The 21992-nt window shown below is 58.0% G+C and carries 30 protein-coding genes; all 30 read right to left on the reverse strand.

The features are described 5' to 3' along the window. Positions 1-7: 7 nt before the first annotated feature. The 30 genes from nuoK to ACR0KG_RS14380 all read right to left on the reverse strand — a co-directional run bounded on the left by nuoK (position 8) and on the right by ACR0KG_RS14380 (position 21864). Positions 8-313, reverse strand: coding sequence for an NADH-quinone oxidoreductase subunit NuoK (gene nuoK / locus ACR0KG_RS14235; RefSeq protein WP_005984024.1), 306 nt, complete (start codon positions 311-313; stop codon positions 8-10). Then, entirely contained in the window at positions 310-849 is a 540-nt protein-coding gene (locus tag ACR0KG_RS14240; RefSeq protein ID WP_480547774.1) for a hypothetical protein, read from the reverse strand. Before ACR0KG_RS14240 ends, nuoK begins: the two co-directional genes overlap by 4 nt. After that, positions 849-1451, reverse strand: a complete 603-nt coding sequence (locus ACR0KG_RS14245; RefSeq protein ID WP_480547773.1) for an NADH-quinone oxidoreductase subunit J — start codon at positions 1449-1451, stop codon at positions 849-851. The genes ACR0KG_RS14240 and ACR0KG_RS14245 overlap by 1 nt, the downstream gene beginning before the upstream one ends. Beyond that, the gene (locus ACR0KG_RS14250) at positions 1448-1858 is read right to left on the reverse strand and encodes a carboxymuconolactone decarboxylase family protein (protein ID WP_480547772.1); all 411 of its coding nucleotides are present in this window, start codon (positions 1856-1858) and stop codon (positions 1448-1450) included. Before ACR0KG_RS14250 ends, ACR0KG_RS14245 begins: the two co-directional genes overlap by 4 nt. After that, a complete protein-coding gene (locus ACR0KG_RS14255; protein ID WP_480547771.1) occupies positions 1851-2255 on the reverse strand; it encodes a carboxymuconolactone decarboxylase family protein in 405 nt (134 codons plus the stop codon). Before ACR0KG_RS14255 ends, ACR0KG_RS14250 begins: the two co-directional genes overlap by 8 nt. After that, positions 2252-2746 carry an NADH-quinone oxidoreductase subunit NuoI gene (gene nuoI / locus ACR0KG_RS14260; RefSeq protein ID WP_353008116.1) on the reverse strand — a complete coding sequence of 165 codons (495 nt, stop codon included), beginning with the start codon at positions 2744-2746 and terminating at the stop codon, positions 2252-2254. The genes ACR0KG_RS14255 and nuoI overlap by 4 nt, the downstream gene beginning before the upstream one ends. Position 2747: 1 nt before the next feature. Continuing rightward, positions 2748-3785 carry an NADH-quinone oxidoreductase subunit NuoH gene (gene nuoH / locus ACR0KG_RS14265; RefSeq protein ID WP_480547770.1) on the reverse strand — a complete coding sequence of 346 codons (1038 nt, stop codon included), beginning with the start codon at positions 3783-3785 and terminating at the stop codon, positions 2748-2750. Between the two features lie 45 nt (positions 3786-3830). Then, on the reverse strand, positions 3831-5852 hold the full coding sequence (nuoG, locus tag ACR0KG_RS14270; protein ID WP_480827637.1) for an NADH-quinone oxidoreductase subunit NuoG: 2022 nt from the start codon (positions 5850-5852) through the stop codon (positions 3831-3833). A gap of 7 nt (positions 5853-5859) precedes the next feature. Continuing rightward, positions 5860-6291 carry a DUF5333 family protein gene (locus tag ACR0KG_RS14275; RefSeq protein WP_480827638.1) on the reverse strand — a complete coding sequence of 144 codons (432 nt, stop codon included), beginning with the start codon at positions 6289-6291 and terminating at the stop codon, positions 5860-5862. A 17-nt stretch (positions 6292-6308) separates the two neighbouring features. After that, complete coding sequence (locus ACR0KG_RS14280) at positions 6309-6713, reverse strand: DUF5333 domain-containing protein (RefSeq protein WP_480827639.1); 405 nt, start codon at positions 6711-6713, stop codon at positions 6309-6311. Positions 6714-6811: 98 nt separating this feature from the next. Continuing rightward, a complete protein-coding gene (locus ACR0KG_RS14285) occupies positions 6812-7183 on the reverse strand; it encodes a hypothetical protein (protein WP_480827640.1) in 372 nt (123 codons plus the stop codon). A gap of 17 nt (positions 7184-7200) precedes the next feature. Further along, positions 7201-7617, reverse strand: a complete 417-nt coding sequence (locus ACR0KG_RS14290; protein WP_480827641.1) for an MAPEG family protein — start codon at positions 7615-7617, stop codon at positions 7201-7203. A gap of 5 nt (positions 7618-7622) precedes the next feature. Then, positions 7623-8921 (reverse strand): NADH-quinone oxidoreductase subunit NuoF, encoded by a 1299-nt coding sequence (gene nuoF / locus ACR0KG_RS14295; RefSeq protein ID WP_480827642.1) that lies wholly within the window; start codon positions 8919-8921, stop codon positions 7623-7625. 6 nt (positions 8922-8927) lie between these two features. Continuing rightward, the gene (locus ACR0KG_RS14300; RefSeq protein ID WP_480827643.1) at positions 8928-9155 is read right to left on the reverse strand and encodes a DUF5337 domain-containing protein; all 228 of its coding nucleotides are present in this window, start codon (positions 9153-9155) and stop codon (positions 8928-8930) included. A 1-nt stretch (position 9156) separates the two neighbouring features. Beyond that, positions 9157-10257: an NADH-quinone oxidoreductase subunit NuoE gene (gene nuoE, locus ACR0KG_RS14305; RefSeq protein ID WP_480827644.1), complete on the reverse strand. Its 1101-nt coding sequence runs from the start codon at positions 10255-10257 to the stop codon at positions 9157-9159. Positions 10258-10267: 10 nt separating this feature from the next. After that, entirely contained in the window at positions 10268-10579 is a 312-nt protein-coding gene (locus ACR0KG_RS14310) for a hypothetical protein (RefSeq protein WP_480827645.1), read from the reverse strand. Continuing rightward, entirely contained in the window at positions 10576-11799 is a 1224-nt protein-coding gene (locus ACR0KG_RS14315) for an NADH-quinone oxidoreductase subunit D (RefSeq protein ID WP_480827646.1), read from the reverse strand. The genes ACR0KG_RS14310 and ACR0KG_RS14315 overlap by 4 nt, the downstream gene beginning before the upstream one ends. After that, positions 11799-11930, reverse strand: coding sequence for a hypothetical protein (locus ACR0KG_RS14320; protein WP_480540819.1), 132 nt, complete (start codon positions 11928-11930; stop codon positions 11799-11801). The genes ACR0KG_RS14315 and ACR0KG_RS14320 overlap by 1 nt, the downstream gene beginning before the upstream one ends. Position 11931: 1 nt before the next feature. Then, complete coding sequence (locus tag ACR0KG_RS14325; protein ID WP_170532285.1) at positions 11932-12105, reverse strand: hypothetical protein; 174 nt, start codon at positions 12103-12105, stop codon at positions 11932-11934. Continuing rightward, on the reverse strand, positions 12105-12710 hold the full coding sequence (locus ACR0KG_RS14330; protein ID WP_170532283.1) for an NADH-quinone oxidoreductase subunit C: 606 nt from the start codon (positions 12708-12710) through the stop codon (positions 12105-12107). Before ACR0KG_RS14330 ends, ACR0KG_RS14325 begins: the two co-directional genes overlap by 1 nt. Next, a complete protein-coding gene (locus ACR0KG_RS14335) occupies positions 12707-13132 on the reverse strand; it encodes a ribonuclease E inhibitor RraB (protein ID WP_480827647.1) in 426 nt (141 codons plus the stop codon). Before ACR0KG_RS14335 ends, ACR0KG_RS14330 begins: the two co-directional genes overlap by 4 nt. Then, positions 13129-13662 (reverse strand): NuoB/complex I 20 kDa subunit family protein, encoded by a 534-nt coding sequence (locus tag ACR0KG_RS14340; protein ID WP_037307875.1) that lies wholly within the window; start codon positions 13660-13662, stop codon positions 13129-13131. The genes ACR0KG_RS14335 and ACR0KG_RS14340 overlap by 4 nt, the downstream gene beginning before the upstream one ends. Further along, entirely contained in the window at positions 13653-14018 is a 366-nt protein-coding gene (locus ACR0KG_RS14345) for an NADH-quinone oxidoreductase subunit A (protein WP_170532281.1), read from the reverse strand. The genes ACR0KG_RS14340 and ACR0KG_RS14345 overlap by 10 nt, the downstream gene beginning before the upstream one ends. A gap of 185 nt (positions 14019-14203) precedes the next feature. Then, on the reverse strand, positions 14204-14992 hold the full coding sequence (locus ACR0KG_RS14350) for a crotonase/enoyl-CoA hydratase family protein (protein ID WP_480827648.1): 789 nt from the start codon (positions 14990-14992) through the stop codon (positions 14204-14206). A 1-nt stretch (position 14993) separates the two neighbouring features. Further along, positions 14994-15845: a hydroxymethylglutaryl-CoA lyase gene (locus tag ACR0KG_RS14355; RefSeq protein WP_480540813.1), complete on the reverse strand. Its 852-nt coding sequence runs from the start codon at positions 15843-15845 to the stop codon at positions 14994-14996. A gap of 59 nt (positions 15846-15904) precedes the next feature. Beyond that, positions 15905-17836 carry an acetyl/propionyl/methylcrotonyl-CoA carboxylase subunit alpha gene (locus ACR0KG_RS14360; RefSeq protein WP_480827649.1) on the reverse strand — a complete coding sequence of 644 codons (1932 nt, stop codon included), beginning with the start codon at positions 17834-17836 and terminating at the stop codon, positions 15905-15907. Positions 17837-17839: 3 nt separating this feature from the next. Continuing rightward, positions 17840-18262 (reverse strand): ASCH domain-containing protein, encoded by a 423-nt coding sequence (locus ACR0KG_RS14365; protein WP_480827650.1) that lies wholly within the window; start codon positions 18260-18262, stop codon positions 17840-17842. Between the two features lies 1 nt (position 18263). After that, the gene (locus ACR0KG_RS14370; protein WP_480827651.1) at positions 18264-19871 is read right to left on the reverse strand and encodes a carboxyl transferase domain-containing protein; all 1608 of its coding nucleotides are present in this window, start codon (positions 19869-19871) and stop codon (positions 18264-18266) included. After that, positions 19868-20344 (reverse strand): lysozyme inhibitor LprI family protein, encoded by a 477-nt coding sequence (locus tag ACR0KG_RS14375; protein WP_480540803.1) that lies wholly within the window; start codon positions 20342-20344, stop codon positions 19868-19870. The genes ACR0KG_RS14370 and ACR0KG_RS14375 overlap by 4 nt, the downstream gene beginning before the upstream one ends. Then, entirely contained in the window at positions 20341-21864 is a 1524-nt protein-coding gene (locus tag ACR0KG_RS14380) for an AMP-binding protein (RefSeq protein WP_480827652.1), read from the reverse strand. Before ACR0KG_RS14380 ends, ACR0KG_RS14375 begins: the two co-directional genes overlap by 4 nt. Between the last annotated feature and the right edge of the window lie 128 nt (positions 21865-21992).

Consider the following 21992-nt stretch of genomic DNA (forward strand, 5'->3'; position numbering starts at 1 on the left):
AGTTCTCTTAGCCCTTCATCATATTGACATCTTCAACCGCGATGGTGCCACGGTTGCGGAAGAAACAGACCAGAATGGCCAGACCAATCGCCGCCTCAGCCGCCGCAACGGTCAGCACAAACAGCGTGAACACCTGCCCGACCAGATCGCCCAGGAAACTGGAAAACGCCACAAGGTTGATATTCACCGCCAGCAGCATCAGCTCGATGCTCATCAGCAGGATGATGACGTTCTTACGGTTCAGGAAGAGACCGAAGATGCCGATGACGAACAGCGTCGCCGCGACCGTAAGATAGTGTTCAAGTCCGATCATAGACCTGCTCCTCGGGACTCTGGGTAGTAGATTTTGCAGCCGTTAAATGGGTCATAGCGGTTGCGGCGCTTCATGTTTGCGACTCTTTGCTCAACATTAAGAGAAACTTTGTAGTCGTTTTCGTAAGCAAACGATACGAGTTCAGCTGCAGAAGTAATTTTCCGCAAGTCGATAGCTCCAATGGGAACTTGTATCAAATCCACGAGTTCGTCACGCCATCCGTAAGGCTGGTCTAGATTTTCTGCTCCTAAGATCGACACGACTTCTGCCCGATGGCAGTCGGCAAACAAAATACTCTCAAAAACGCCACCGCACGTGGTCGTGAGGGTGACTCGTTGGGCAACTAGTTTACCGCCCAGATCAACGATCTTTCCACCGAACGACTTATGATACTTATAGTCTTCAGCGTGCTGAAAGCTCCCATCCGGTGCTACCGAGATTGGTTGATCTCTCCATGTGGGGTCTTCCTCAAGACTACAAGCAAAGGCGCTACCGGCAAACAGAACAAAAGCAAATGCTAAGAATATTCCACGCATCACAACCCCTGCCCCGGTTTCACGTCCTTCAACTCCATCGCCTTGGCCGGGTCGCGCATCATCTGGCCGATGATGTCCTGACGCTTGATGTCCTGACGGTGGCGCAGCGTCAGCACAATTGCGCCGATCATGGCCACCAGCAGGATCAGGCCCGCCAATTGGAACAGAAGGAAGTATTGATCATAAAGGATGACACCCAGCGCCTCGGTATTGTGGCGGTCTGCCGGAACCGGCTGGGCCAGATTGGCCTCGACACCTTGTGCGCTATCCCAAGCGCCGAAAGCCATGACGAACTGCATCAGGATCACCAGACCGATCAGCAGGGCCAGCGGCATATAGCGCGCCATCTCGGCCTTGAGCTCGGCAAAATCCACGTCCAGCATCATCACGACGAACAAGAACAGCACCGCGACCGCGCCAACATAAACGATGATCAGCAGCATCGCCACGAACTCGGCCCCCAGCAGCACGAACAGCCCTGCCGAAGACAGGAAGGACAGGATCAGCCACAGCACAGAATGCACCGGTTGACGGCTGATCACCGTAAACAGCCCGCCGGTGATGGCGCTGATGGCAAACAGGTAGAAGGCAAAGACGGTCATTGATCCTCATCCTCGTTGTCGCCCAGGACCTCTTGCGCTAGATCCAGCGCGCGGGTCATGGCCGGGATGCCGGCGAAGACCGACATCTGACCGATCGTTTCCACGATCTCTTGTTTCTTGGCACCCGCTTCCAGCGCGTGGCGCACGGTCTGACGCACCGCTGGGTCCGCCTGCGCGCCCTGACAGGTCAGCCCGGCCAGCGTCAGCAGCAGGCGGGTTTTGGCATCCAGCCCGTCTTTGTTGACGGTATTGCCGAACATCATCTCCATGACTTCTTTCGGCATGGTCGGCCACAGCGCCTCGAACCCTTTGGGCGAGAAACTTTCCATCGCCGGGTTCATCGCCTTGGCCATGTCCTGAGCCTGCTTCATCATCAGCTCGAACGGATTTGTCGGGCTGTCATTCATCCGTCGCCTCTTCCGCTTCAAACACCTCGATCGCTGCGTTCATTGCATTAATCATCGCCGGAAACCCTCCATAGAGGGTCATCTGAAAGATGATCTCACTGATCTCCTCGCGTGACGCACCCACAGCGCGCGCGCTTGCGATATTGACCTTGAGTTGCGGCCGGGTCTGCCCGCCAAGTGCAGTCAACGCTGCGACGGTCGCCAGCAATCGGGTCTTTTCGTCTACAACCCCGCGATCATAGAACTGCCCATAGGCCACATCCACAACCGTACGTGAAAGGCCCGGCACGAGTTCATCATATCGGGCGCGCAGAGCATCCTCCATGCCTGGGTTGACCTGTTCGGACAACGCCTTTCCGCGCGCGTAAGTGCTGGTCTTTGGATCAGTCGAAGTCATCGATACGGTGCGTCCATTTCCAGATTGCGGGCAATCTCGGCTTCCCAGCGTTCGCCGTTATCCAGCAGTTTTTCCTTGTCGTAGAACAGCTCTTCGCGGGTTTCAGTAGCGAATTCGAAGTTCGGGCCTTCGACGATGGCATCGACCGGGCAAGCCTCTTGGCAGAAACCGCAATAGATGCACTTGGTCATGTCGATGTCATAGCGCGTGGTGCGGCGGCTGCCGTCTTCGCGCGGTTCAGCGTCGATGGTGATGGCCTGCGCCGGGCAAATCGCCTCACACAGTTTGCAGGCGATGCAGCGTTCTTCCCCATTCGGATAGCGGCGCAGGGCATGTTCACCCCGGAAGCGTGGGGACAGGGGGCCTTTTTCGTGTGGATAGTTCACGGTGGCCTTGGGGGCAAAGAAGTACTTCATGCCCAGTTTGAAGCCGACCCAGAAGTCTTGCAGCAGGAAGTATTTGGCGGCGCGAGTATAGTCGATTTGTGTCATATCAGCCTCCTACGCTCCAGCGGGCAAACGCGCCCCAGAACCAGTCGAATTTCGCCGCGAAGGCCACGAACACCACCCAGACCAACGAGAACGGCAGGAACACTTTCCAGCCCAGGCGCATCAGTTGGTCATAGCGGTAGCGCGGCGTGATCGCTTTGACCATCGCGAAGAGGAAGAAGAAGAACGCCATCTTGGCGACCATCCACAGCACGCCATCGGGCAGGCCCGGGATCGGCGACAGCCAGCCGCCGAAGAACAGCAGCGTGGTCAGGGCGCACATCAGGAAGATGGCGATGTATTCTCCGGCCATGAACAGCAGGAAGGGCGTGGCCGAGTATTCGACCTGATAGCCTGCAACCAGTTCCGACTCCGCCTCGGGCAAGTCGAATGGCGGGCGGTTGGTTTCGGCCAGCGCCGAGATGAAGAACAGGAAGACCATCGGGAAATGCGGCAGCCAATACCAGCTGAAGAAGCCGAAGGAACCATCTTGCGCACGGACGATATCGCCAAAGTTCATTGACCCGGTTGAGATGATGATGCCGATAATGATCAGGCCAATTGAAACTTCATAAGAAATCATCTGCGCGGCAGAGCGGAGTGAGCCAAGGAACGGATACTTTGAGTTCGACGCCCAACCACCCATGATCACGCCATAAACCTCTAACGAGGAGACGGCGAAAACATACAGAATGGCGACGTTGATATCCGACAGAACCCAGCCATCGTTGAATGGGATCACCGCCCAGGCGATCATGGCCAGCACAAAGGACGTGAGTGGTGCAAGGATGAATACCGTTCGATCCGCCCCCGCCGGGATCACGACCTCTTTCACCACATATTTCAGCGCATCCGCCACCGTTTGCAGCAGGCCATAAGCCCCTACTACGTTAGGGCCTCGGCGCATTTGGACGGCGGCCCAAATCTTGCGGTCGCCATAGACAAGGAACAACAGCGAGATCATCACAAAGGCCACAACCGCAAGCACTTGGGCCAGGATGATCAGGGCGATGCCGCCTGGGGTGTTAAAGAAGTCAGCCATTGGTCCTCACACCGTGGGTCGTCGGGGATATGTCAGCGGTTCGGATCATTCTGCGGCGATCCTGTCGGTTTTTAAGGCTTTGGCCTGCGCCGAAAGCTCGGCCATCAGTTGCGAGGCGCGGGCAATCGGGTTGGTCAGGTAGAAATCCTTGACCGCATTGCGGAATGTCGCGTCGCCCAATGCGCCAGCCTCAAGCGGCTGCACCTCGTTTTCGATCACCTCGTCGATGCGGGCCAGATGTGGGACCGCTTCGATCAAGGCCGTGCGCAGTTGCGCCAACGAGTCATAAGGCAGCGTCGCGCCCAGTTCTGCGGAAAGGGCCCGCAGGATGGCCCAGTTCTCCTTGGCGTCGCCCGGTGCGAACCCGGCGCGCATCGCCAGTTGTGGGCGGCCTTCGGTGTTCACGAACAGACCGTTTTCTTCGGTATAGGCCGCGCCCGGCAGGATCACATCGGCACGATGCGCGCCACGGTCGCCGTGGCTGCCTTGGTAGATCACAAAAGCACCGTCGCCGATTTCAACTTCATCCGCGCCGAGGTTATAGATGACATCCGCCGCGCTGATCGCCTCCATGCCGCCTTCATTGGTGGCATCCACATCCATCGCACCAACGCGCGCGGCTGCGGTGTGCAGAACCAGCAGCTTAGCCCCAGCTGCCTGCGTGATACGCATGACTTCGCTTAGAACGGCTGCACCATCTGCTTCGTTGAGAGCACCCGCGCCAACAATGACAATGCTTGGGCCCTTCGTGGACAAATTATCAATTGCGCATTGCGCGTTGTCAGTCAGCGCTTTGCGATTTGTGCCAAAATGTGCGTAGTCATAGGTTAAATCTACGGCCTCACCGACCAGCCCGACCTCAGCACCATGTGCCCACGCCTTGCGGATACGTGCATTCAACACTGGCGCTTCATCACGCGGATTGGTGCCCACAAGGAGGATAGATTTGGCATTGTCGATTTCTTCGATGGTTGCGGTCCCGGCATAGGCCCCACGGTTGCCTGCGGGCAACTTAGCGCCATCGGTGCGACATTCGACAACGCCACCCTGCCCTTCGATCATCTGTTTCAGGGCGAATACGGCCTCAACCGGGGCCAGGTCTCCGATGATGCCGGCAGGTTTCTCAGCCCCCTTGAGCGCTTCAGCCGCCTTGGTCAGCGCCTCGGGCCAGGACGCAGGCCGCAGCTTGCCGTTTTCACGGATATAAGGCGTATCCAGACGCTGACGGCGCAGACCATCCCAGACGAACCGCGTTTTGTCACTGATCCATTCCTCGTTCACGCCATCATGGTTGCGCGGCAAAAAGCGCATTACTTCGCGGCCCTTAGTGTCCACGCGAATGTTCGAGCCCAGAGCGTCCATTACGTCGATACTCTCGGTCTTGGTCAGCTCCCAAGGACGGGCCGTAAAGGCATAAGGCTTCGAGGTCAGTGCCCCAACCGGGCAAAGATCGATGATATTGCCCTGAAGATTCGATTCCAGCGTCTGGTTCAGATAAGAGGTGATTTCGGCATCTTCCCCGCGCCCGGTCTGACCCATCTGGGTGATCCCGGCAACCTCGGTGGTGAAGCGCACACAGCGGGTGCAACTGATGCAACGTGTCATCGCGGTGCCGACCAGCGGCCCCAGATCCAAATCATCCACCGCGCGCTTCGCTTCCTTGAAGCGCGAACCCGATACACCATAGGCCATGGCCTGATCTTGCAGGTCGCACTCGCCGCCTTGGTCACAGATCGGACAGTCCAGAGGGTGGTTGATCAGCAGGAACTCCATCACCCCTTCGCGCGCCTTCTTGACCATCGGCGAGTTGGTCTTGACCACCGGTGGCTGCCCTTCCGGACCGGGGCGCAGATCGCGCACCTGCATCGCACAAGAGGCCGCAGGTTTCGGCGGTCCGCCGACAACCTCGACCAGGCACATGCGGCAGTTCCCGGCAATTGACAGACGCTCGTGATAGCAAAAGCGCGGCACCTCGACCCCGGCTTGTTCACAAGCCTGGATCAGGGTCATCGCGCCATCGACTTCGATTTCTTGGCCGTCGATATTGATCTTGCGGAGGTCAGACATTGTGACGTTACCCTTTCAGGAATGTGCCAATGGCAGAGCCTTTGGCGATCTCGCGTCGGCCCGCCGAACACATGGTTTCCGGCACACCGATGACGATCCCGTTGCTTTGGATGTACCGGATTGCATCGTCCTGAATCCGTTTCCGAGGCAGATTTTGTTCAAGATATTTAAAGTCGCTTTCCTGATACCCTTTGGCTTCAAGATCGTCAGCCACCGCTTTCATGCTGTTCGCGATCTGTGGCCGGTTCATCGACAATGAAGGGCATCCGATTGAGATTTGTTCGGCCATCGCATTGGCGAAGGCTACATTGTACAGGTTTTCCGGCATTTCGGTGCGGAACGGCGCACGTGCGGCCGCCACCTCAGGCGACTCGCTGGCGGTGGTCTGACATCCCGCCACAACAAGCAGAAGCAATCCGCCGAGAAGAGTTTTTTGCACTGCCCTGAAACGCATCGTCAATTCGCCCTCAGATAGACGCCGATGGCGCTGTTTCTTTGAATTTCGGACTGCCCCAGTGCGCAAAATGAGTTCGGTGTGTCATAAGACACTCCGTTTTGCGCCAGATAGGCCTCGCCCTTGGCGCGCATCCGGTCTTTTTCCGAGTCCGATTCCACATAGGCGCGGATTTCCTTGTCGGAATATCCCAATTTGTGGGCTTTGGACCGCAGCCCCCACATCACATTGATCGCCTTGAGACGTCGACCGCTGATCGAAGGGCAATATTCAGAAATCTCATTTGCGATGGCGATATAATACAGCTCGTTGTCGATCTCATGAACATCGCGCAGGGGAGGTTTGGCTTCGGCTGCGATTGGTAATGTCAACAGAACGGCCAGACCTAAGGATTTTGCTACAGACATGTTCTTTCCTTTTGTTTTGGGTTCCCCAAAACAAGGGCCTGACGGTCTGCTATGCGATAGCAAACCCCTAGTCATGCGCTGATATGCAAAAACACAGATCATGGTCGCTGGCATGTTCCTGCAAAAGAAAGCTTGTCGTCGCTGATCTGAAGCTGATCCGGTTCGGTATCAGGCCCGACCTTCCATTCGATACGGGAGGAGCCGAATTGCTCAATACAGTACTTCGTGCCCTCATAGCGCCCGGCTTCACGCGCGCCGTTCAAGGACTGCGAGACGCCGTTCACGACAACAGTAAAATCAGTCGGGGCCTTTTTCTTGTCCACAGGCTTGGCCTTGGCACGGAAGAAATTGCCTTCGAATTGAACCCGGTCACTTGACTTTGTGATCGTACCACAGGACGACACAAGCGCTACGGCTGCAATAGCAACGCAGGTGCCTGAACGAATGCGCCCAACCGTCGACCAGTTCACTTTATCCTTGCTCCCCATCAGAACGCCGCCACCAGAGCCATGACCCCAATCACAAACATGCAGGCCCAACTCAGCACATAAAAGATCGAACGGATGCCTGAATTTGGCTTACCCGTTCCGCGAATATGAACCACCAGCATCGCCAACCGCGCAACCAGAGCGACCGAAGCCAACAGGTTCACCCAAAACGGGCTCGCCCCCAGAAAAATCGCGGCAATTGTTACCGCGACGAAAGCCGGCAGCGTTTCTGTTCCATTCAGATAGGCCCGATTCAAACGATAAGCACGGTCGGCATAGTCCTGATCAGGCGTCGCACCCGGTGCCAAGCCTTTGCTCTGTTTGGCCATCGCCGTGAGGGGTGACAACAACAATACGACCAGCGTGAAAATCACAACCGAAGCAACAGCATGAGAATAATCTGTGAATAGGTCCATGTTTCCTACTCCGCTGCAATCGCGCTTGAACGACCCGATATCTGGGCCTTGATGCGATCTTCGATCTCGTCCCGGAAATTGCGGATCAGGCCCTGGATCGGCCAGGCCGCCGCATCACCAAGGGCGCAGATCGTGTGGCCTTCGACCTGTTTGGTCACGTCAAACAACATATCGATCTCTTCCAGCTCGGCCTCGCCGCGCACCAAACGATCCATCACGCGCATCATCCAGCCTGTGCCTTCGCGGCAGGGCGTACACTGACCGCAGCTTTCGTGCTTGTAGAATTTGGATAGGCGCCAGATCGCCTTGATGATGTCAGTGGACTTATCCATCACGATCACTGCTGCTGTTCCAAGGCCAGAGCCCAGATCGTTACGCAGGTAGTCGAAATCCATGATCGCGTCGCGCATGTTCTCACCGCGGACACATGGCACCGAAGACCCGCCCGGAATAACCGCCAGAAGGTTGTCCCAGCCACCACGGATGCCACCGCAATGGGTTTCGATCAGCTCCTCGAACGAGATCGACATTGCCTCTTCCACCACGCAGGGGTTGTTCACATGGCCCGAGATTGCAAACAGCTTGGTGCCCGCATTGTTCTGACGACCAAAGCCCGCAAACCAATCTGCGCCCCGGCGTAGGATGGTGGGCACAACCGCGATGGATTCCACGTTGTTCACTGTGGTCGGGCAACCATAAAGCCCCGCCCCCGCCGGGAACGGAGGTTTCATACGCGGCATGCCCTTTTTTCCTTCGAGACTTTCGATCAGCGCCGTTTCTTCACCACAGATATAGGCCCCTGCCCCGTGATGCAGGAACAGATCGAAATCCCAGCCCGAACCGGCAGCATTCTTGCCCAGAAGACCGGCGTCATAGGCTTCGTCAATCGCGGCCTGTAGGGCTTCACGCTCGCGGATGTATTCGCCGCGAAGGTAGATATAGCAGGTATGCGCATTCATCGCGAAGGATGCGATCAGGCACCCCTCGATCAAAGTGTGCGGATCGTGGCGCATAATCTCACGGTCCTTGCATGTGCCCGGCTCGGATTCATCTGCGTTTACAACCAGGTAGGCCGGACGGCCATCGCTTTCCTTGGGCATGAAGGACCATTTCAAACCGGTGGGGAAACCCGCGCCACCACGCCCGCGCAGCCCGGAATCCTTCATCGTCTGGATGATCCAGTCGCGCCCCTTTTCGATCAATCCAGCGGTGCCATCCCAATGCCCGCGAGCTTGTGCACCGCGCAGCGTACGCTCATGCATCCCGTAGATGTTGGTAAAGATCCGGTCCTGATCCTTCAGCATCGCGTGTTACCTTCGGCTTTCCTGACGCATGCGCCAGAGTTGAAATATGTTGACGCCCGCATAGATGAACCCGGCCAATGCGGCGAGGTCAAAAAACAATGCGTGGCGCGTGGTCAGCCCCAAAGCGGGACCGATGAACAGGTTCATGGCAAGCCAGATCGCCATCGTCACCGCAATGACGATGCCAATATGTCGGCCCTTGCGGGCGATGGCCTGTTCCTTATCCGCGTCCATCTCAGTCTTCGTACTTACCGTCTTTCTTGGCGCGCTTGGCAAACTCGGTCTCTTCTCCCGCTGCCAGCTTGGCCGCTTGTGCGATCCATCCGTCGCGCTCGATCCGGCCTTTGAACTTCAACCGTGTATCGACCCAAGCCACATGTTCGGGCGTCCAGGCGGCGATCTGGTCGAAATGGTAAAAACCCAGCTCGTTCAGCGTCTGCTCCAGTTTCGGGCCGACGCCTTTCAGCATTTTCAGATCATCGGCCTTGCCATCCCGCGCGTCAGTCAGCGTTTCTGGCTGCGCTTCCTTGGCGGCCTTCGCCTCCTCCGCCTGCTTCACAGCGGGTTTGGCCGGTTTCGGCGCTTTGGGCGGTTTCGGGGCCGACTTGGTCGCCGCTGCCTTGCCGTCCTTGCCCAGCCAAGGGGTCAGAATCGGCACCTCGGTCCCGTCGATGCGCTTGACCGTGTCGCCCAGATCGGTCGCCAAGGCCACGCTGGCATTGTACTGCGGTTTGCCTGCGTCATGGTCCGTCAGGCTGGTCAGCCCGCCCAGTGGTTCAGCTGCGTAACGCCCGTTCTGAGGGCCCGGTGTTGGCACCTTGCCTGCGGCCAGATCGTCGATAATCTTGCCAAAGCTCGCGGCGGTCAGATCTTCGTAATAGTCCTTGCCGATCTGCGCCATCGGCGCATTGGCGCAGGACCCAAGGCATTCGACTTCTTCCCAGCTCAGTTTACCATCGGCAGACAGTTCATGCGGCTTGGCGGCGATCTTGTCCTTGCAGACCGCAATCAGATCCTCGGCCCCGCAGATCATGCAGGAGGTCGTGCCACAGACCTGAATATGCGCCACCGATCCGACCGGCTGAAGTTGGAACATGAAATAGAATGAGGCGACCTCAAGCACGCGGATATAGGCCATGCCCAGCATGTCAGCGACGGATTCAATTGCCGGACGGGATAGCCACCCCTCCTGCTCTTGCGCGCGCCACAGCAACGGGATCACCGCACTGGCCTGACGACCTTCGGGATATTTGGTAATCTGCGCTTCGGCCCATTGCTGATTGGCAGAGGTGAAGGCGAAGCTGTCGGGTTGTTCGGGGTGGAGGCGTCTAAGCATTGATCTGGTCCTACTGCATCGCAATGCACGCAACAAAAATGTTGGGCACCTTTCGATCAGGCGATTCATCGCGCATTTCTGCACTCAATTTCTCGCGACGAACGGCAGCAAATTCCTCTCGATCCGCGCTAAAGCAAAAATACATATCCGAGCCTTTTTTCATACCGAAACTAGCCCCGTTCTGGCCACTTGTGGCAAATGGCTCAAACCCTGCATTGGCAAGATCAGAAACATGAACATAGTCGCTTTCACCGACCAGCGCTTGGGCTATCACTGGCCCGGAAAGCGCATAAACTGTAAGAGCGACGACAATCGTTTTCACCGGTCAATCTCCCCGAAAACCACATCCATAGTGCCGATGATGGCGGCGACGTCGGCAAGTTGGTGGCCTCCGGCGATGTGGTCCATGGCTTGCAAATGCAAGAACCCCGGCGCGCGCAGTTTGGCGCGATAAGGCTTGTTGGTGCCGTCGGCGACCAAATAGACGCCAAACTCGCCCTTGGGGGCTTCGACGGCGGCGTAGACCTCGCCTGCGGGGACGTGGAACCCTTCGGTGTAGAGCTTGAAGTGATGGATCAGGCTTTCCATCGAGGTCTTCATGTCAGACCGTTTCGGTGGGGTGATCTTGCCACGGGCCAGAACGTCGCCCGGGCATTCGCGAATCTTGGCGATGGCCTGACGGATGATCAGCAGCGACTGGCGCATCTCTTCCATGCGGCAGAGATAACGGTCGTAGCAATCGCCATTCTTGCCGACGGGGATCTGGAACTCGAACTCGTCATAGCATTCGTAGGGTTGCGCGCGACGCAGGTCCCATGCGAGGCCCGAGCCACGGACCATCACGCCCGAGAACCCGTATTTCTGGATGTCATCCTCGGTCACAACGCCAATATCGGCGTTGCGCTGTTTGAAGATGCGGTTTTCGGTCAGTAGACCGTCGATATCGTCCAGAACGGCGGGGAATTCGTGGCTCCAAGCCTCGATGTCGTCCAGCAGTTCCGGCGGCAGGTCCTGATGGACGCCACCGGGGCGGAAGTAAGCAGCGTGCAGGCGGGCCCCGCAGGCACGCTCGTAGAACACCATCAGCTTTTCGCGCTCTTCAAATCCCCAAAGCGGCGGAGTCAGCGCGCCAACATCCATCGCCTGTGTGGTCACGTTCAGCAGATGGTTCAGGATACGACCAATCTCGGAATACAGAACCCGGATCAGCGAGCCGCGACGCGGCACTTCAACACCAGTCAGTTTCTCAATCGCCAGACACCAGGCATGTTCCTGGTTCATCGGCGCCACATAGTCCAGACGATCGAAATACGGCAGGTTCTGCAGATACGTCCGGCTTTCCATCAGCTTCTCAGTACCACGATGCAGCAGGCCGATATGCGGATCGCAACGCTCCACGATCTCGCCGTCCAACTCAAGAACCAAGCGCAAAACCCCATGCGCTGCAGGGTGTTGCGGGCCGAAGTTGATGTTAAAGTTACGGATCTTCTGCTCGCCGCTCAGCGCGTCCGTGCTGCCGTCATCATATCTTGAGCCGTCCATCAACGCCCCCGTCTTTTCTTTGCTTCAGCCCGAACTCGGACCTTTTTTGCCTCAACGGCTTTGGCAGCAGCCCCGGCCAGCAAAACACCCAGCGCGCCCAATGTGATCAGTTCGCCCAACATCGTCAGCATCTTAACGGCGCTCCATTTCCTGTAGCTTGATCCCGACCCACCAGAGCAGGGCAATCGTGCCAAAAGGGACCAGACATAGCAGGCACCAGACCTTGTTGATCCCGAAGAATGGCAAAATCTTTACCATCGGGATGATGGTCAGCGCGGAAAGGATCAGCCACCAGATACCCCCCATCACTCGGCCTCCTGCTTCTCATCCCCCGGCAGGATGTAGTTCGCACCTTCCCACGGGGACATGAAATCAAACTGACGGTATTCCTGCACGAGGCTGACGGGTTCGTAGACCACTCGCTTTTGCGCCTCGTCATAGCGCACTTCTGTATAGCCTGTGGTCGGGAAATCCTTGCGCAGCGGATAGCCCCGGAAGCCATAGTCGGTCAGGATACGCCGCAGGTCCGGATGGCCTGAGAACAGGATGCCGAACATGTCGAACACCTCACGCTCAAACCAATTGGCCGAGGGGTGTACGTCAACGATCGAGGGCACCATGTCTTCCTCGCGGATCGAGACCCGCAGGCGAATACGCTGGTTCTGGTACATCGACAGGAAGTGATAGACCACGTCGAACCGCTTGGCTCGTTCGGGATAGTCCACGCCGGTGATATCCACCAAGGTAGAGAATTGACAGGACCGGTCGCTTTTCAGGAATTCAATGAATTCGACAAGGTTCGACAGCGCAACATCGACGTTCAATTCTTCATGGGTCACGTCCCAGGACAGAACACAATCCGAGCGTTTCAGTTCAAGCTGTGTGCCGAGTTCTTTGAGTGCTTCGCTCATTGACCAACCTCCTGCGCGGATTCCGTAGGAACTTTGTTGTTCGCCGGATCTGGGAACTCCCAAAAACAGTCACTTCCACCGCGTTCTGCAGCGAGTGCCCCCAACGTCTGTTCGATGGTAGAAATCAATCGGACGTCCGGAGTAGTTTCGACACAGCACTTTAACTCGACGCAGCCTTCATCTTCGTAGTTACACAAAATAAACAGGAAATTTTTCAGCCCAAACTCCGCTTTTATCGGCTTCATTGCTTCACGAGCAATCGATCTGAACTCCTTCGCCTGATCTTTGCTTGAAAATTCAACAGAAAATTCGAACTCTAGCTTTTGGTTCAGATCGACCCCACGATCGGCGAAACCGGCCAGTATCGCCGAGTTCTCCGCGACCAAATCTATAGAAGGTGTCGAACCAGAAACCCCGATCATCTTACAATCGTCCCAGTACGGCGGATCTTACGTTGCAGTTGCATCAGACCATAGAGCAGCGCCTCGGCGGTCGGAGGGCAGCCGGGTACGTAGATATCCACGGGCACAATGCGGTCACAGCCGCGCACGACTGAATAGGAATAATGGTAGTAGCCACCGCCATTCGCGCAGGAGCCCATCGAGATCACATAGCGCGGTTCGGGCATCTGATCGTAAACTTTGCGCAGCGCCGGGGCCATTTTGTTGGTCAGGGTTCCAGCCACGATCATCACGTCGGACTGGCGCGGGGATGCGCGCGGGGCGATACCGAACCGTTCCGCGTCATAGCGCGGCATCGAGGTGTGCATCATCTCAACCGCGCAGCAGGCTAGACCAAAGGTCATCCAATGTAAGCTGCCAGTGCGCGCCCAGTTGATGATGTCCTCGGTCGAAGTCAGCAAGAACCCTTTGTCCTGAAGCTCGGCATTCAAGGCCTGGGTGGCGACTTCTTTGTCGACGCCAGCGGTGTTTGCACCCGTCATCACTCCCATTCCAGCGCCCCTTTCTTCCATTCATAGGCAAAGCCGATGGTCAGAACGCCCAGAAACACCATCATGGACCAGAAACCCACATCGCTGATGTCCTTGAAGCCAACGGCCCAGGGGAACAGGAAGGCGATTTCCAGATCGAAGATAATGAAAAGAATCGCGACCAGATAGAATCGAACATCAAATTTCATCCGCGCGTCATCAAATGCGTTGAAGCCGCATTCATATGCGCTGACTTTTTCCGGATCGGGGTTGCGGACGGCCAAAACGACAGCCGCCAGAATCAGCACTATTCCAAGGCCCACGGCCACGGCCAGAAACACCAGGATCGGGAGATATTCCCGCAACAGCTCTTCCAAGAGTAGCTCCTTTCCTGCGCGATCCATATTGAGCGCGCGGTCAATTGGCGAGTTGACTGGACATTCTCTATCTCTGCGGGGTCAGAGGGTCAACCGATCACAAGCGCGCAGGGGCATCAACCTTGGGGTTGACCATCCTGAAATTTCGCATGTCATTCTGCACAGCGCCGCATTCCGTCTCAGAATTAAACGTCGTTGATCCACTTGGGCTTACGTTTCTCAAAGAAAGCGTTAATTCCCTCGTGCGCTTCTTCTGTTTCCCAGCGAGAAACCAGCGCATTGATCGTATGGTCAATCACCTGATCGTCAATCTTAGGCCCAAGATCCTGAACCAGCGCCTTGGCCGAGGCAACCGCCCCTGGTGCGCAGTTCAGATAGGGAAGAACTTCGTCCTCGATGGCCTGATACAACCCGTCTACCGCAACTGTTTTGGCCAAAAGCCCAAGCCTCACGGCCTCGGCCGCATCAAACAGACGCGCAGACATGAAAACCCGGCGGGCCTTGGCCGCCCCCATACGTGCGATCACATAGGGCCCAATCGTCGCCGGGATCAGGCCCAGCTTTGTCTCGGTCAGGCCCATTTTCAGGGCTTCAACACCAATCGCCACATCACAGACAGCAGCCAGACCCACGCCACCGCCGAACGCATTGCCTTGCAACGCTCCGATCAGGGGTTTCGGCATCGTGTTGAGCGCTTGCAGCATTTCCGCAAGCTTGCGTGCTTCGATGAAACGCGTTGCAGGGTCGGCTGTCATCTGATCCTGCATCCAAACCAGATCCCCGCCCGCGCAAAAGGATCTACCAGTCCCGGTCAGCACGACGACCCGAACAGCGGGGTCTTGCTCCAAATCCTGCGCTGCGCGCGTCAGTTCGGCGATCATCGTGGCCGACATCGCGTTGTGTTTTTCCGGGCGGTTTAGGCACAGGGTGGCAACGCCGCGTGCATCTGTGACGATCGAGATCGTTTCGTACATCTTAGCCCCTCATGGCGCGCGCCATCTGCGCGGCTTTATCCAACACTTTGGCATCCAGGCCGGTGGCATATCCCAACCGTTCCAGATGCGCCGCAACGGCTTCGGTCGCGACATTGCCCGCTGCACCGGGTGCGTAAGGGCAACCACCAAGGCCACCAACGGCGGCATCGAATACACGGACGCCCAGTGAAAGCGAGGCATCGATATTGTCCAACGCCCGGCCATTCGTGTCGTGAAAATGACCGGCCAGCCGGGTCACGGGAACACGCTCTCGCACCGCCATCAACATCCGTGCGATCTTGTCCGGCGTGCCCTGCCCGATCGTATCGCCCAAAGACACCTCATAGCAGCCGTGAGAGAACAAAAGATCCGCGACCTCGGCCACCTTTTCGGGCGGTGTCGGCCCATCATACGGGCAGTCGGTCACGCAAGAGACATAGCCGCGCACTGGCAGGTCGATGTGGCGCGCGGCGTCCAGGATCGGCGTGAACCGTTCAATCGACTCGGCAATGGTGGCATTGATATTCGCTTTCGAGAATCCCTCGGAAGCCGAGGCAAAAACCGCGATCTCATCCGCTTTGGTTGCCAATGCATCTTCATACCCCCGCATATTGGGGGTCAGGGCTGCATATCGCACACCCTTTGCGCGCGCTATGCCGGCCAGAACATCGGCGCTTCCCGCCATTTGGGGAACCCATTTAGGTGAAACAAAGCTGGCCACTTCGATCCGGTTGAACCCGGCATCCGACAGGCAATCGACAAGCGCAATCTTCTCGGCCACCGGAATGTCGCGCGTTTCGTTCTGCAACCCGTCCCGAGGCCCGACTTCAAAAATTTCGACCCGTTCGCCCATGCCTCATCTCCCTTAGGTGTCCAAACTGATCGTGACACATGCACAGACTTTCGAACAGCCTAGCTATCTTCCAACCGGACCAAGGCGGCACCGGCTTCGACCTGAGCGCCTTCTTCGGCCAGAACCTCTGCGACAACACCATCCCGAGCAGCAAGCAGGGAATGTTCCATCTTCATCGCCTCCAGCACCGCCAAGCGGTCGCCTTCATTGACCGGCTGACCGGCCACTGCAAAGACCGCTTTGACAAGCCCCGGCATCGGCGCTTCGATCAGGTTGGTATCCCCAGCCGCGCTGGCCTCGCGGTCCAGTGGGTCGACCAGGTCAAAACTCTGTCCATAATCCTCGAAGACCGTGATCCGGGGACCAGTGACCACGACATAGGGCATCGGTTTTCCGTTGATCAGCCAGCGCCCGTCCTGGCGTTGTGCCGTGACGACCGTCTCACCCACGTGCCACTCCTGCCGCTCGGCGCCAATAACTTGAACATCAAGCTCGATATGATCCTCACCGGATATCAGCTGAACCGCCCGATGCAGAGGCGCCCAAAGCGAGAAACCAGCGTCTGCCTGCATGTCCACCAAGTTCGATGCCCGCATGGCTGCCGCCACAAGGGTCTCGGGCCGTGGCGGTACCGCCTGCACCAATTCGTCAAGGTCGCGCCCGATCAGCCCCGTATCGACATCGCCCGAGGCAAAGCCAGTATGCCGGGTCAAGGCCCCCAGGAATGACAGGTTGGTAACCGTTCCGGCGACCTCAGTCCCTTGCAACGCGCGGTGTAACTGTTCGAGAGCGACCGACCGCGTCGGCCCATGCACAATCACCTTTGCAATCATCGGGTCATACCAGGGGCTGATTGTATCCCCCGCCCTCACGCCACTATCTGCCCGACACCCTTGAGGAAAGCGCAGATGGGTCAGGGTACCTGTTGCTGGCAGGAATCCCTTGGGTACATCTTCGGCATAGAGCCGCGCCTCGAACGCGTGGCCGTTGATCGAAAGGTCTCTTTGCTGTTTTGGCAAGCTCTCACCCGCTGCCACACGCAACTGCCATTCGACCAGATCGACGCCCGTGATCGCCTCGGTTACAGGGTGTTCAACCTGCAGGCGCGTGTTCATTTCCATGAACCAGAACCGATCCGGGCGCAGTCCTTCGGACGCGTCGACGATAAACTCAACCGTCCCCGCCCCTTTGTAGCCAATCGCCTCAGCCGCGCGGACACCTGCATGTCCCATCGCGTCGCGCATTTCAGTTGTCATGCCAGGGGCCGGAGCCTCTTCGATCACCTTCTGATGCCGTCGCTGCAATGAGCAGTCCCGTTCGAATAGGTGAACTGCGTGTCTGCCGTCGCCAAATACCTGCACCTCGATATGGCGAGGCTTCGCGACGAATTTCTCAACCAGCACAGCATCATTGCCGAAGGCGGTTTTCGCCTCGCCGCGTGCGCTGTCCAGAGCGGACAGAAAATCCTCGGGATTTTCGACCAGCCGCATCCCCTTGCCGCCGCCGCCTGCCACTGCCTTGATCAACACAGGATAGCCAATAGTTTCGGCCGCCTCGGCCAGATGCTCGGGGTCCTGATTGTCCCCATGATAACCCGGCACGACAGGCACGCCCGCCTGTTCCATAAGAACCTTTGCTGCGTCTTTGAGGCCCATCTTCCGGATCGCATCTGCCGATGGTCCGATGAACGTCAAGCCCGCAGCCTCAACCGCATCCACGAATTCCGGGTTTTCGGATAGAAACCCATAGCCCGGATGGATCGCCTGCGCGCCGGAATCCAGCGCCGCCTGAATGATCACATCGCCCTTCAGATAGCTCTCTGACGGAGCCGCGCCGCCGATATTAACCGCTTCATCCGCCATCTGAACATGCTTGGCCGAGGCATCTGCATCGGAATAAACAGCGACACAAGCAACGCCCATTTTCTGAGCAGTTTCCATCACTCGGCAGGCGATCTCGCCCCGGTTGGCAATCAGGATTTTACAAAACATGGCTTACCCCTCAACCGCCAGATCTTCGACAAGACGAAATCGCTCGCAGACCAACTCCATCTTAGGATCGAAGCCGCCATTGCGTTCGAAATAACGGCGGTGATCATCGCGCCACCCCGCAAGCGTTTCATTCTCGCCCTCGGCCAGCGCAAAACCTTCGGTCACATCGCAATAGCGACAGATCGTAACCTCGACCGTTTCTATCACCAGCGCCGGGCGATCATTCCAGTTCAGAGCAATATCGCGCCGCCCAACCACCGGCAGGTCAGGAGAGCCTTCGGGATAGTTTCGCAATGCATCGCAGGTCGCCGTTTTCTTTCCAGCACGCACAAGGGCCAGCAGCTCGTCACTCAGCGCCGCGTTGTCCCCAAACTTGAAGGTCTGTGCGCCTGGGTAGCGGTTTTTTAGCTGTTCCAGATCGGTCATCTTACATCCTGAACACGCCGAAACGTGTCTCCTCAATCGGGGCATTCAGCGCTGCGCTGAGCGATAGGGCCAACACATCACGCGATTTGCGCGGGTCGATGATACCGTCGTCCCAGAGGCGGGCCGAGGCATACAGCGGATGCGACTGTTCCTCGAACATCTGCAGTGTCGGGCGTTTGAAATCGGCTTCTTCCTCGGCGGACCAAGTGCCGCCCTGCCGTTCGATTCCGTCGCGTTTGACGGTGGCCAGAACGCCCGCCGCCTGCTCGCCGCCCATCACGGAAATCCGAGAATTCGGCCAGGTCCACAGGAACCGAGGCTGATAGGCCCGACCGGCCATGCCATAGTTTCCGGCCCCGAATGAGCCTCCGACAAGCATCGTGATCTTCGGCACCGAAGTTGTTGCCACCGCCGTCACCATCTTGGCCCCATGCCGCGCGATGCCTTCGTTTTCGTATTTACGGCCCACCATAAAGCCGGTGATGTTTTGCAGGAACACCAGCGGGGTTTTGCGTTGCGAGCACAGCTCGACAAAATGCGCGCCCTTCTGCGCGGCCTCGGAAAACAGTACCCCATTGTTGGCGATGATGCCCACCGGGCAGCCTTTGACATGGGCAAAGCCGGTCACCAGCGTTTCCCCAAACCTGGGCTTGAACTCATCGAACCGAGAGCCGTCGACCAGCCGCGCGATCACCTCGCGGATGTCATAGGGCGTGCGCAAGTCAGCCGGAACAACGCCGAGGATTTCCTCTGGGTCATAGGCAGGGTCTTCGGGGCTGGCCCAATCCACCGTCTGCGGTTTGCGCAGGTTCAGCGAGCCAACAGCCCGTCGCGCCAAAGCCAGAGCGTGGGCGTCATCTTCCGCTAGGTAGTCCGCCACACCTGACAGGCGGGTATGCACGTCACCGCCGCCCAGATCTTCGGAACTCACGACCTCGCCGGTCGCAGCCTTCACCAGAGGCGGCCCGGCCAGAAAAATCGTCCCCTGTTCCTTCACGATGATCGTGACGTCAGACATCGCGGGCACATAGGCCCCGCCCGCGGTACATGACCCCATCACAACGGCGATCTGAGCGATCCCCTTCGCACTCATACGCGCCTGATTGTAGAAGATGCGGCCAAAGTGATCGCGATCAGGAAAGACCTCATCCTGATTGGGCAGGTTCGCACCGCCGCTGTCGACCAGATAGATGCAGGGCAGTTGATTTTCCTCGGCGATCTCCTGCGCGCGCAGGTGTTTCTTCACCGACATCGGGTAATAGGTGCCGCCCTTCACGGTGGCGTCGTTACAGACCACCATGACCTCGCGCCCCTGCACACGCCCAATGCCTGCGATGACCCCGGCACAGGGCGCGGCATCGCTATACATCCCATGCGCCGCCGTCGCGCCGATTTCAAGAAACGGAGAGCCCGGGTCGAGCAGGTTCGCCACCCGACGCCGCGGGAGCATCTTGCCCCTAGAAACGTGCCGCGCGCGAGATTTCTCGCCGCCTCCGATACGGGCTGCTTCAGCAGCTTCGGAGATTTGCGCCAGCGCGTCGAGATGGGCGGTGCGGTTTGTTTGTGCGGCTTCCGAACTAGGAAGGAACGCGGATTTCAATTTACTCATTGTGTGCCCCCATATCCGATCAAATCCAACGCGCGCGTTGCTGTTACCCGCAACATACAATCCGCCCCATCTTCGAAGTGGCCCGTTCCGGTTGTCAGATTTCCCCGCGACAGGCATTCAGCGTCTCGAAATGCGATCCAGGCGCGCTGTGCGTCCCTGAGAGCCTCAGCTGCAACGGGCGGCAGTTCTGGATCTGATAAATCTTGGCGCAAAGATCCGTATGCTGTGTTCATCACTGCATCCCAAGCTTTGGTCTCTGCGTCCATACACTGTGCAACCGCTATGCTGTCATAGGAACCGCCCTCTTCTATGCAGGCATTCGCAAAGTTCCGGACACACGTTGCACCAGCATGCCAGCCTTCACCCGCCTCGGCCACACAATGCCAAATATCAGCCTCGGCTACCGGGTCAGGAGCCCAATCAGCCACCGCTTGAACGGGCAGCAGAGACAAGACGGCGATAAAACGTATCATAACACCTCTGTGGCCGCTCGGGCCTTCAATTCCTTGCGTATCACCTTCCCCGTGACCGTCATTGGCAGTTCCTCCAAAAACGCCACCTCGCGCGGATAGGAGTACTGCGCCAGACGATCCTTGACCCACTCCTGCAACTCCCGTTCCGCAGCCTCAGCACCCGGTTTCAACACCACATAGGCCTTCACAATCTCGGTCCGCAGCGGATCGGGCTTGCCGACCACGCCCACCGTTGCCACCGCCGGGTGGGTCAGCAGGCAATCCTCGATCTCAGCCGGGCCGATGCGATACCCGGCGGAGGTAATCACGTCATCATCACGACCGACAAAGCGCAGATAGTCTCCCTCCCACACGCCGCGATCGCCGGTGATCAGCCAGTCGCTCCGGAATTTCTCAGCAGTTGTGTCAGGGCGGTTCCAATATTCCAGCAACATCGAGGCCGAGCCGCGCCGGATGGCCACGTCGCCCTCGTCCCCGGTCGGATTGCCATCGTCGTCGATCACCGCCACCTCATGCCCCGGCACTGGTTTGCCGATGCAACCGGGCTGAACCGGGAAATCCTCGGCACAGGAAGAGACGACCATGTTGCATTCGGTCTGGCCGTAAAACTCATTGATCGTCAGGCCAAACGTCTGCTGTCCCCAGGCCAGCATCTCGGCCCCCAGAGGCTCCCCACCCGAGGCGACCGAGCGCAAGCCGGGTATGCTCTGATCCGCTGCTTTCAGCATCCGCAGCGCGGTCGGAGGGAAGAACACGTTTCGCACCCCACCCTGCGCAATCACGTCCGCGCAGGCCTCAGCCGAAAACTTATCCAGCCGCGCCGCAACCACCGGAATGCCCAGCGCCAGACCGGGCATTAGCACGTCGAACAGCCCGCCGATCCAGGCCCAATCGGCAGGGGTCCACAGGCAGTCTCCGTCGCGCAGGTGATCGTGGCTGATTGAAACGCCGGGCAAATGGCCCGTCAGCACCCGATGCCCGTGCAGGGCCCCCTTGGGGCTGCCGGTTGTGCCCGACGTATAGATCAGCACCGCCGGATCATCCGGCCCAGTCTCGGCAAAGGGAAGTGGAGCGCCGGCCACCCCTACTTCAGATGCGATCAGAGGCTTTGCGATCCCTTCAAGCAGCCCGGCACCCTCGACATCGGTCAGCACAATACTGGCGCCCGCATCACTGACACGAGACAGCAATGCCTCCTGTTTGAACAGCTTGAACAGGGGAGCCGAGATCGCGCCGATCTTCCAGATCGCCAGATGCGCGGCGGCACACCATGGGGATTGGCTGAGCAGGACACCGACCCGATCACCTGGCTGTACCTTCTGCTGCAAAGCACGAGCAATCCCGTCGGTCATATGATGTAGCTGCTCATAAGTCACACGCTGTTCAGTGGGACCGGTTAGATCAATCACGGCAATACGATCATCGGGATGAACCAGACACTGACGCGCCATGTTCAACTGATCGGGCAGGTCCCAGCCACCCTCTGGGCGCAAACCAGGTATGCGCCTAGGGTCAAGCATCTGCTAGGCCTCTTTTTTCATTGAATTTTCCCGCCGGACGCAGGCAACCAGAACCAAGCAAAACTTGATACAGATCAGAGCGCGGATTGGCCTTTGCCGCCACACAAGGGGCATCAACAAAACCAAAG

This window comes from Ruegeria sp. H4 (genome assembly GCF_056533065.1).

What these genes read in the sequence shown, in the direction of transcription:
- ACR0KG_RS14340 (WP_037307875.1), bottom strand. Translation starts at nt 13,662, where the DNA reads ATGGGAGTGATGACGGGTGCAAACACCGCTGGCGTCGACAAAGAAGTC.
- ACR0KG_RS14350 (WP_480827648.1), bottom strand. Translation starts at nt 14,992, where the DNA reads ATGTACGAAACGATCTCGATCGTCACAGATGCACGCGGCGTTGCCACC.
- ACR0KG_RS14365 (WP_480827650.1), bottom strand. Translation starts at nt 18,262, where the DNA reads ATGACCGATCTGGAACAGCTAAAAAACCGCTACCCAGGCGCACAGACC.
- ACR0KG_RS14370 (WP_480827651.1), bottom strand. Translation starts at nt 19,871, where the DNA reads ATGAGTAAATTGAAATCCGCGTTCCTTCCTAGTTCGGAAGCCGCACAA.
- ACR0KG_RS14375 (WP_480540803.1), bottom strand. Translation starts at nt 20,344, where the DNA reads ATGATACGTTTTATCGCCGTCTTGTCTCTGCTGCCCGTTCAAGCGGTG.
- nuoG (WP_480827637.1), bottom strand. Translation starts at nt 5,852, where the DNA reads ATGTCTGACCTCCGCAAGATCAATATCGACGGCCAAGAAATCGAAGTC.
- ACR0KG_RS14300 (WP_480827643.1), bottom strand. Translation starts at nt 9,155, where the DNA reads ATGGACGCGGATAAGGAACAGGCCATCGCCCGCAAGGGCCGACATATT.
- ACR0KG_RS14245 (WP_480547773.1), bottom strand. Translation starts at nt 1,451, where the DNA reads ATGACCGTCTTTGCCTTCTACCTGTTTGCCATCAGCGCCATCACCGGC.
- ACR0KG_RS14255 (WP_480547771.1), bottom strand. Translation starts at nt 2,255, where the DNA reads ATGACTTCGACTGATCCAAAGACCAGCACTTACGCGCGCGGAAAGGCG.
- ACR0KG_RS14250 (WP_480547772.1), bottom strand. Translation starts at nt 1,858, where the DNA reads ATGAATGACAGCCCGACAAATCCGTTCGAGCTGATGATGAAGCAGGCT.
- ACR0KG_RS14290 (WP_480827641.1), bottom strand. Translation starts at nt 7,617, where the DNA reads ATGGACCTATTCACAGATTATTCTCATGCTGTTGCTTCGGTTGTGATT.
- nuoE (WP_480827644.1), bottom strand. Translation starts at nt 10,257, where the DNA reads ATGCTTAGACGCCTCCACCCCGAACAACCCGACAGCTTCGCCTTCACC.
- nuoH (WP_480547770.1), bottom strand. Translation starts at nt 3,785, where the DNA reads ATGGCTGACTTCTTTAACACCCCAGGCGGCATCGCCCTGATCATCCTG.
- nuoF (WP_480827642.1), bottom strand. Translation starts at nt 8,921, where the DNA reads ATGCTGAAGGATCAGGACCGGATCTTTACCAACATCTACGGGATGCAT.
- ACR0KG_RS14240 (WP_480547774.1), bottom strand. Translation starts at nt 849, where the DNA reads ATGCGTGGAATATTCTTAGCATTTGCTTTTGTTCTGTTTGCCGGTAGC.
- ACR0KG_RS14335 (WP_480827647.1), bottom strand. Translation starts at nt 13,132, where the DNA reads ATGATCGGGGTTTCTGGTTCGACACCTTCTATAGATTTGGTCGCGGAG.
- ACR0KG_RS14330 (WP_170532283.1), bottom strand. Translation starts at nt 12,710, where the DNA reads ATGAGCGAAGCACTCAAAGAACTCGGCACACAGCTTGAACTGAAACGC.
- ACR0KG_RS14325 (WP_170532285.1), bottom strand. Translation starts at nt 12,105, where the DNA reads ATGGGGGGTATCTGGTGGCTGATCCTTTCCGCGCTGACCATCATCCCG.
- ACR0KG_RS14355 (WP_480540813.1), bottom strand. Translation starts at nt 15,845, where the DNA reads ATGGGCGAACGGGTCGAAATTTTTGAAGTCGGGCCTCGGGACGGGTTG.
- ACR0KG_RS14360 (WP_480827649.1), bottom strand. Translation starts at nt 17,836, where the DNA reads ATGTTTTGTAAAATCCTGATTGCCAACCGGGGCGAGATCGCCTGCCGA.
- ACR0KG_RS14315 (WP_480827646.1), bottom strand. Translation starts at nt 11,799, where the DNA reads ATGGACGGCTCAAGATATGATGACGGCAGCACGGACGCGCTGAGCGGC.
- ACR0KG_RS14280 (WP_480827639.1), bottom strand. Translation starts at nt 6,713, where the DNA reads ATGTCTGTAGCAAAATCCTTAGGTCTGGCCGTTCTGTTGACATTACCA.
- nuoI (WP_353008116.1), bottom strand. Translation starts at nt 2,746, where the DNA reads ATGACACAAATCGACTATACTCGCGCCGCCAAATACTTCCTGCTGCAA.
- ACR0KG_RS14320 (WP_480540819.1), bottom strand. Translation starts at nt 11,930, where the DNA reads ATGCTGACGATGTTGGGCGAACTGATCACATTGGGCGCGCTGGGTGTT.
- nuoK (WP_005984024.1), bottom strand. Translation starts at nt 313, where the DNA reads ATGATCGGACTTGAACACTATCTTACGGTCGCGGCGACGCTGTTCGTC.
- ACR0KG_RS14380 (WP_480827652.1), bottom strand. Translation starts at nt 21,864, where the DNA reads ATGCTTGACCCTAGGCGCATACCTGGTTTGCGCCCAGAGGGTGGCTGG.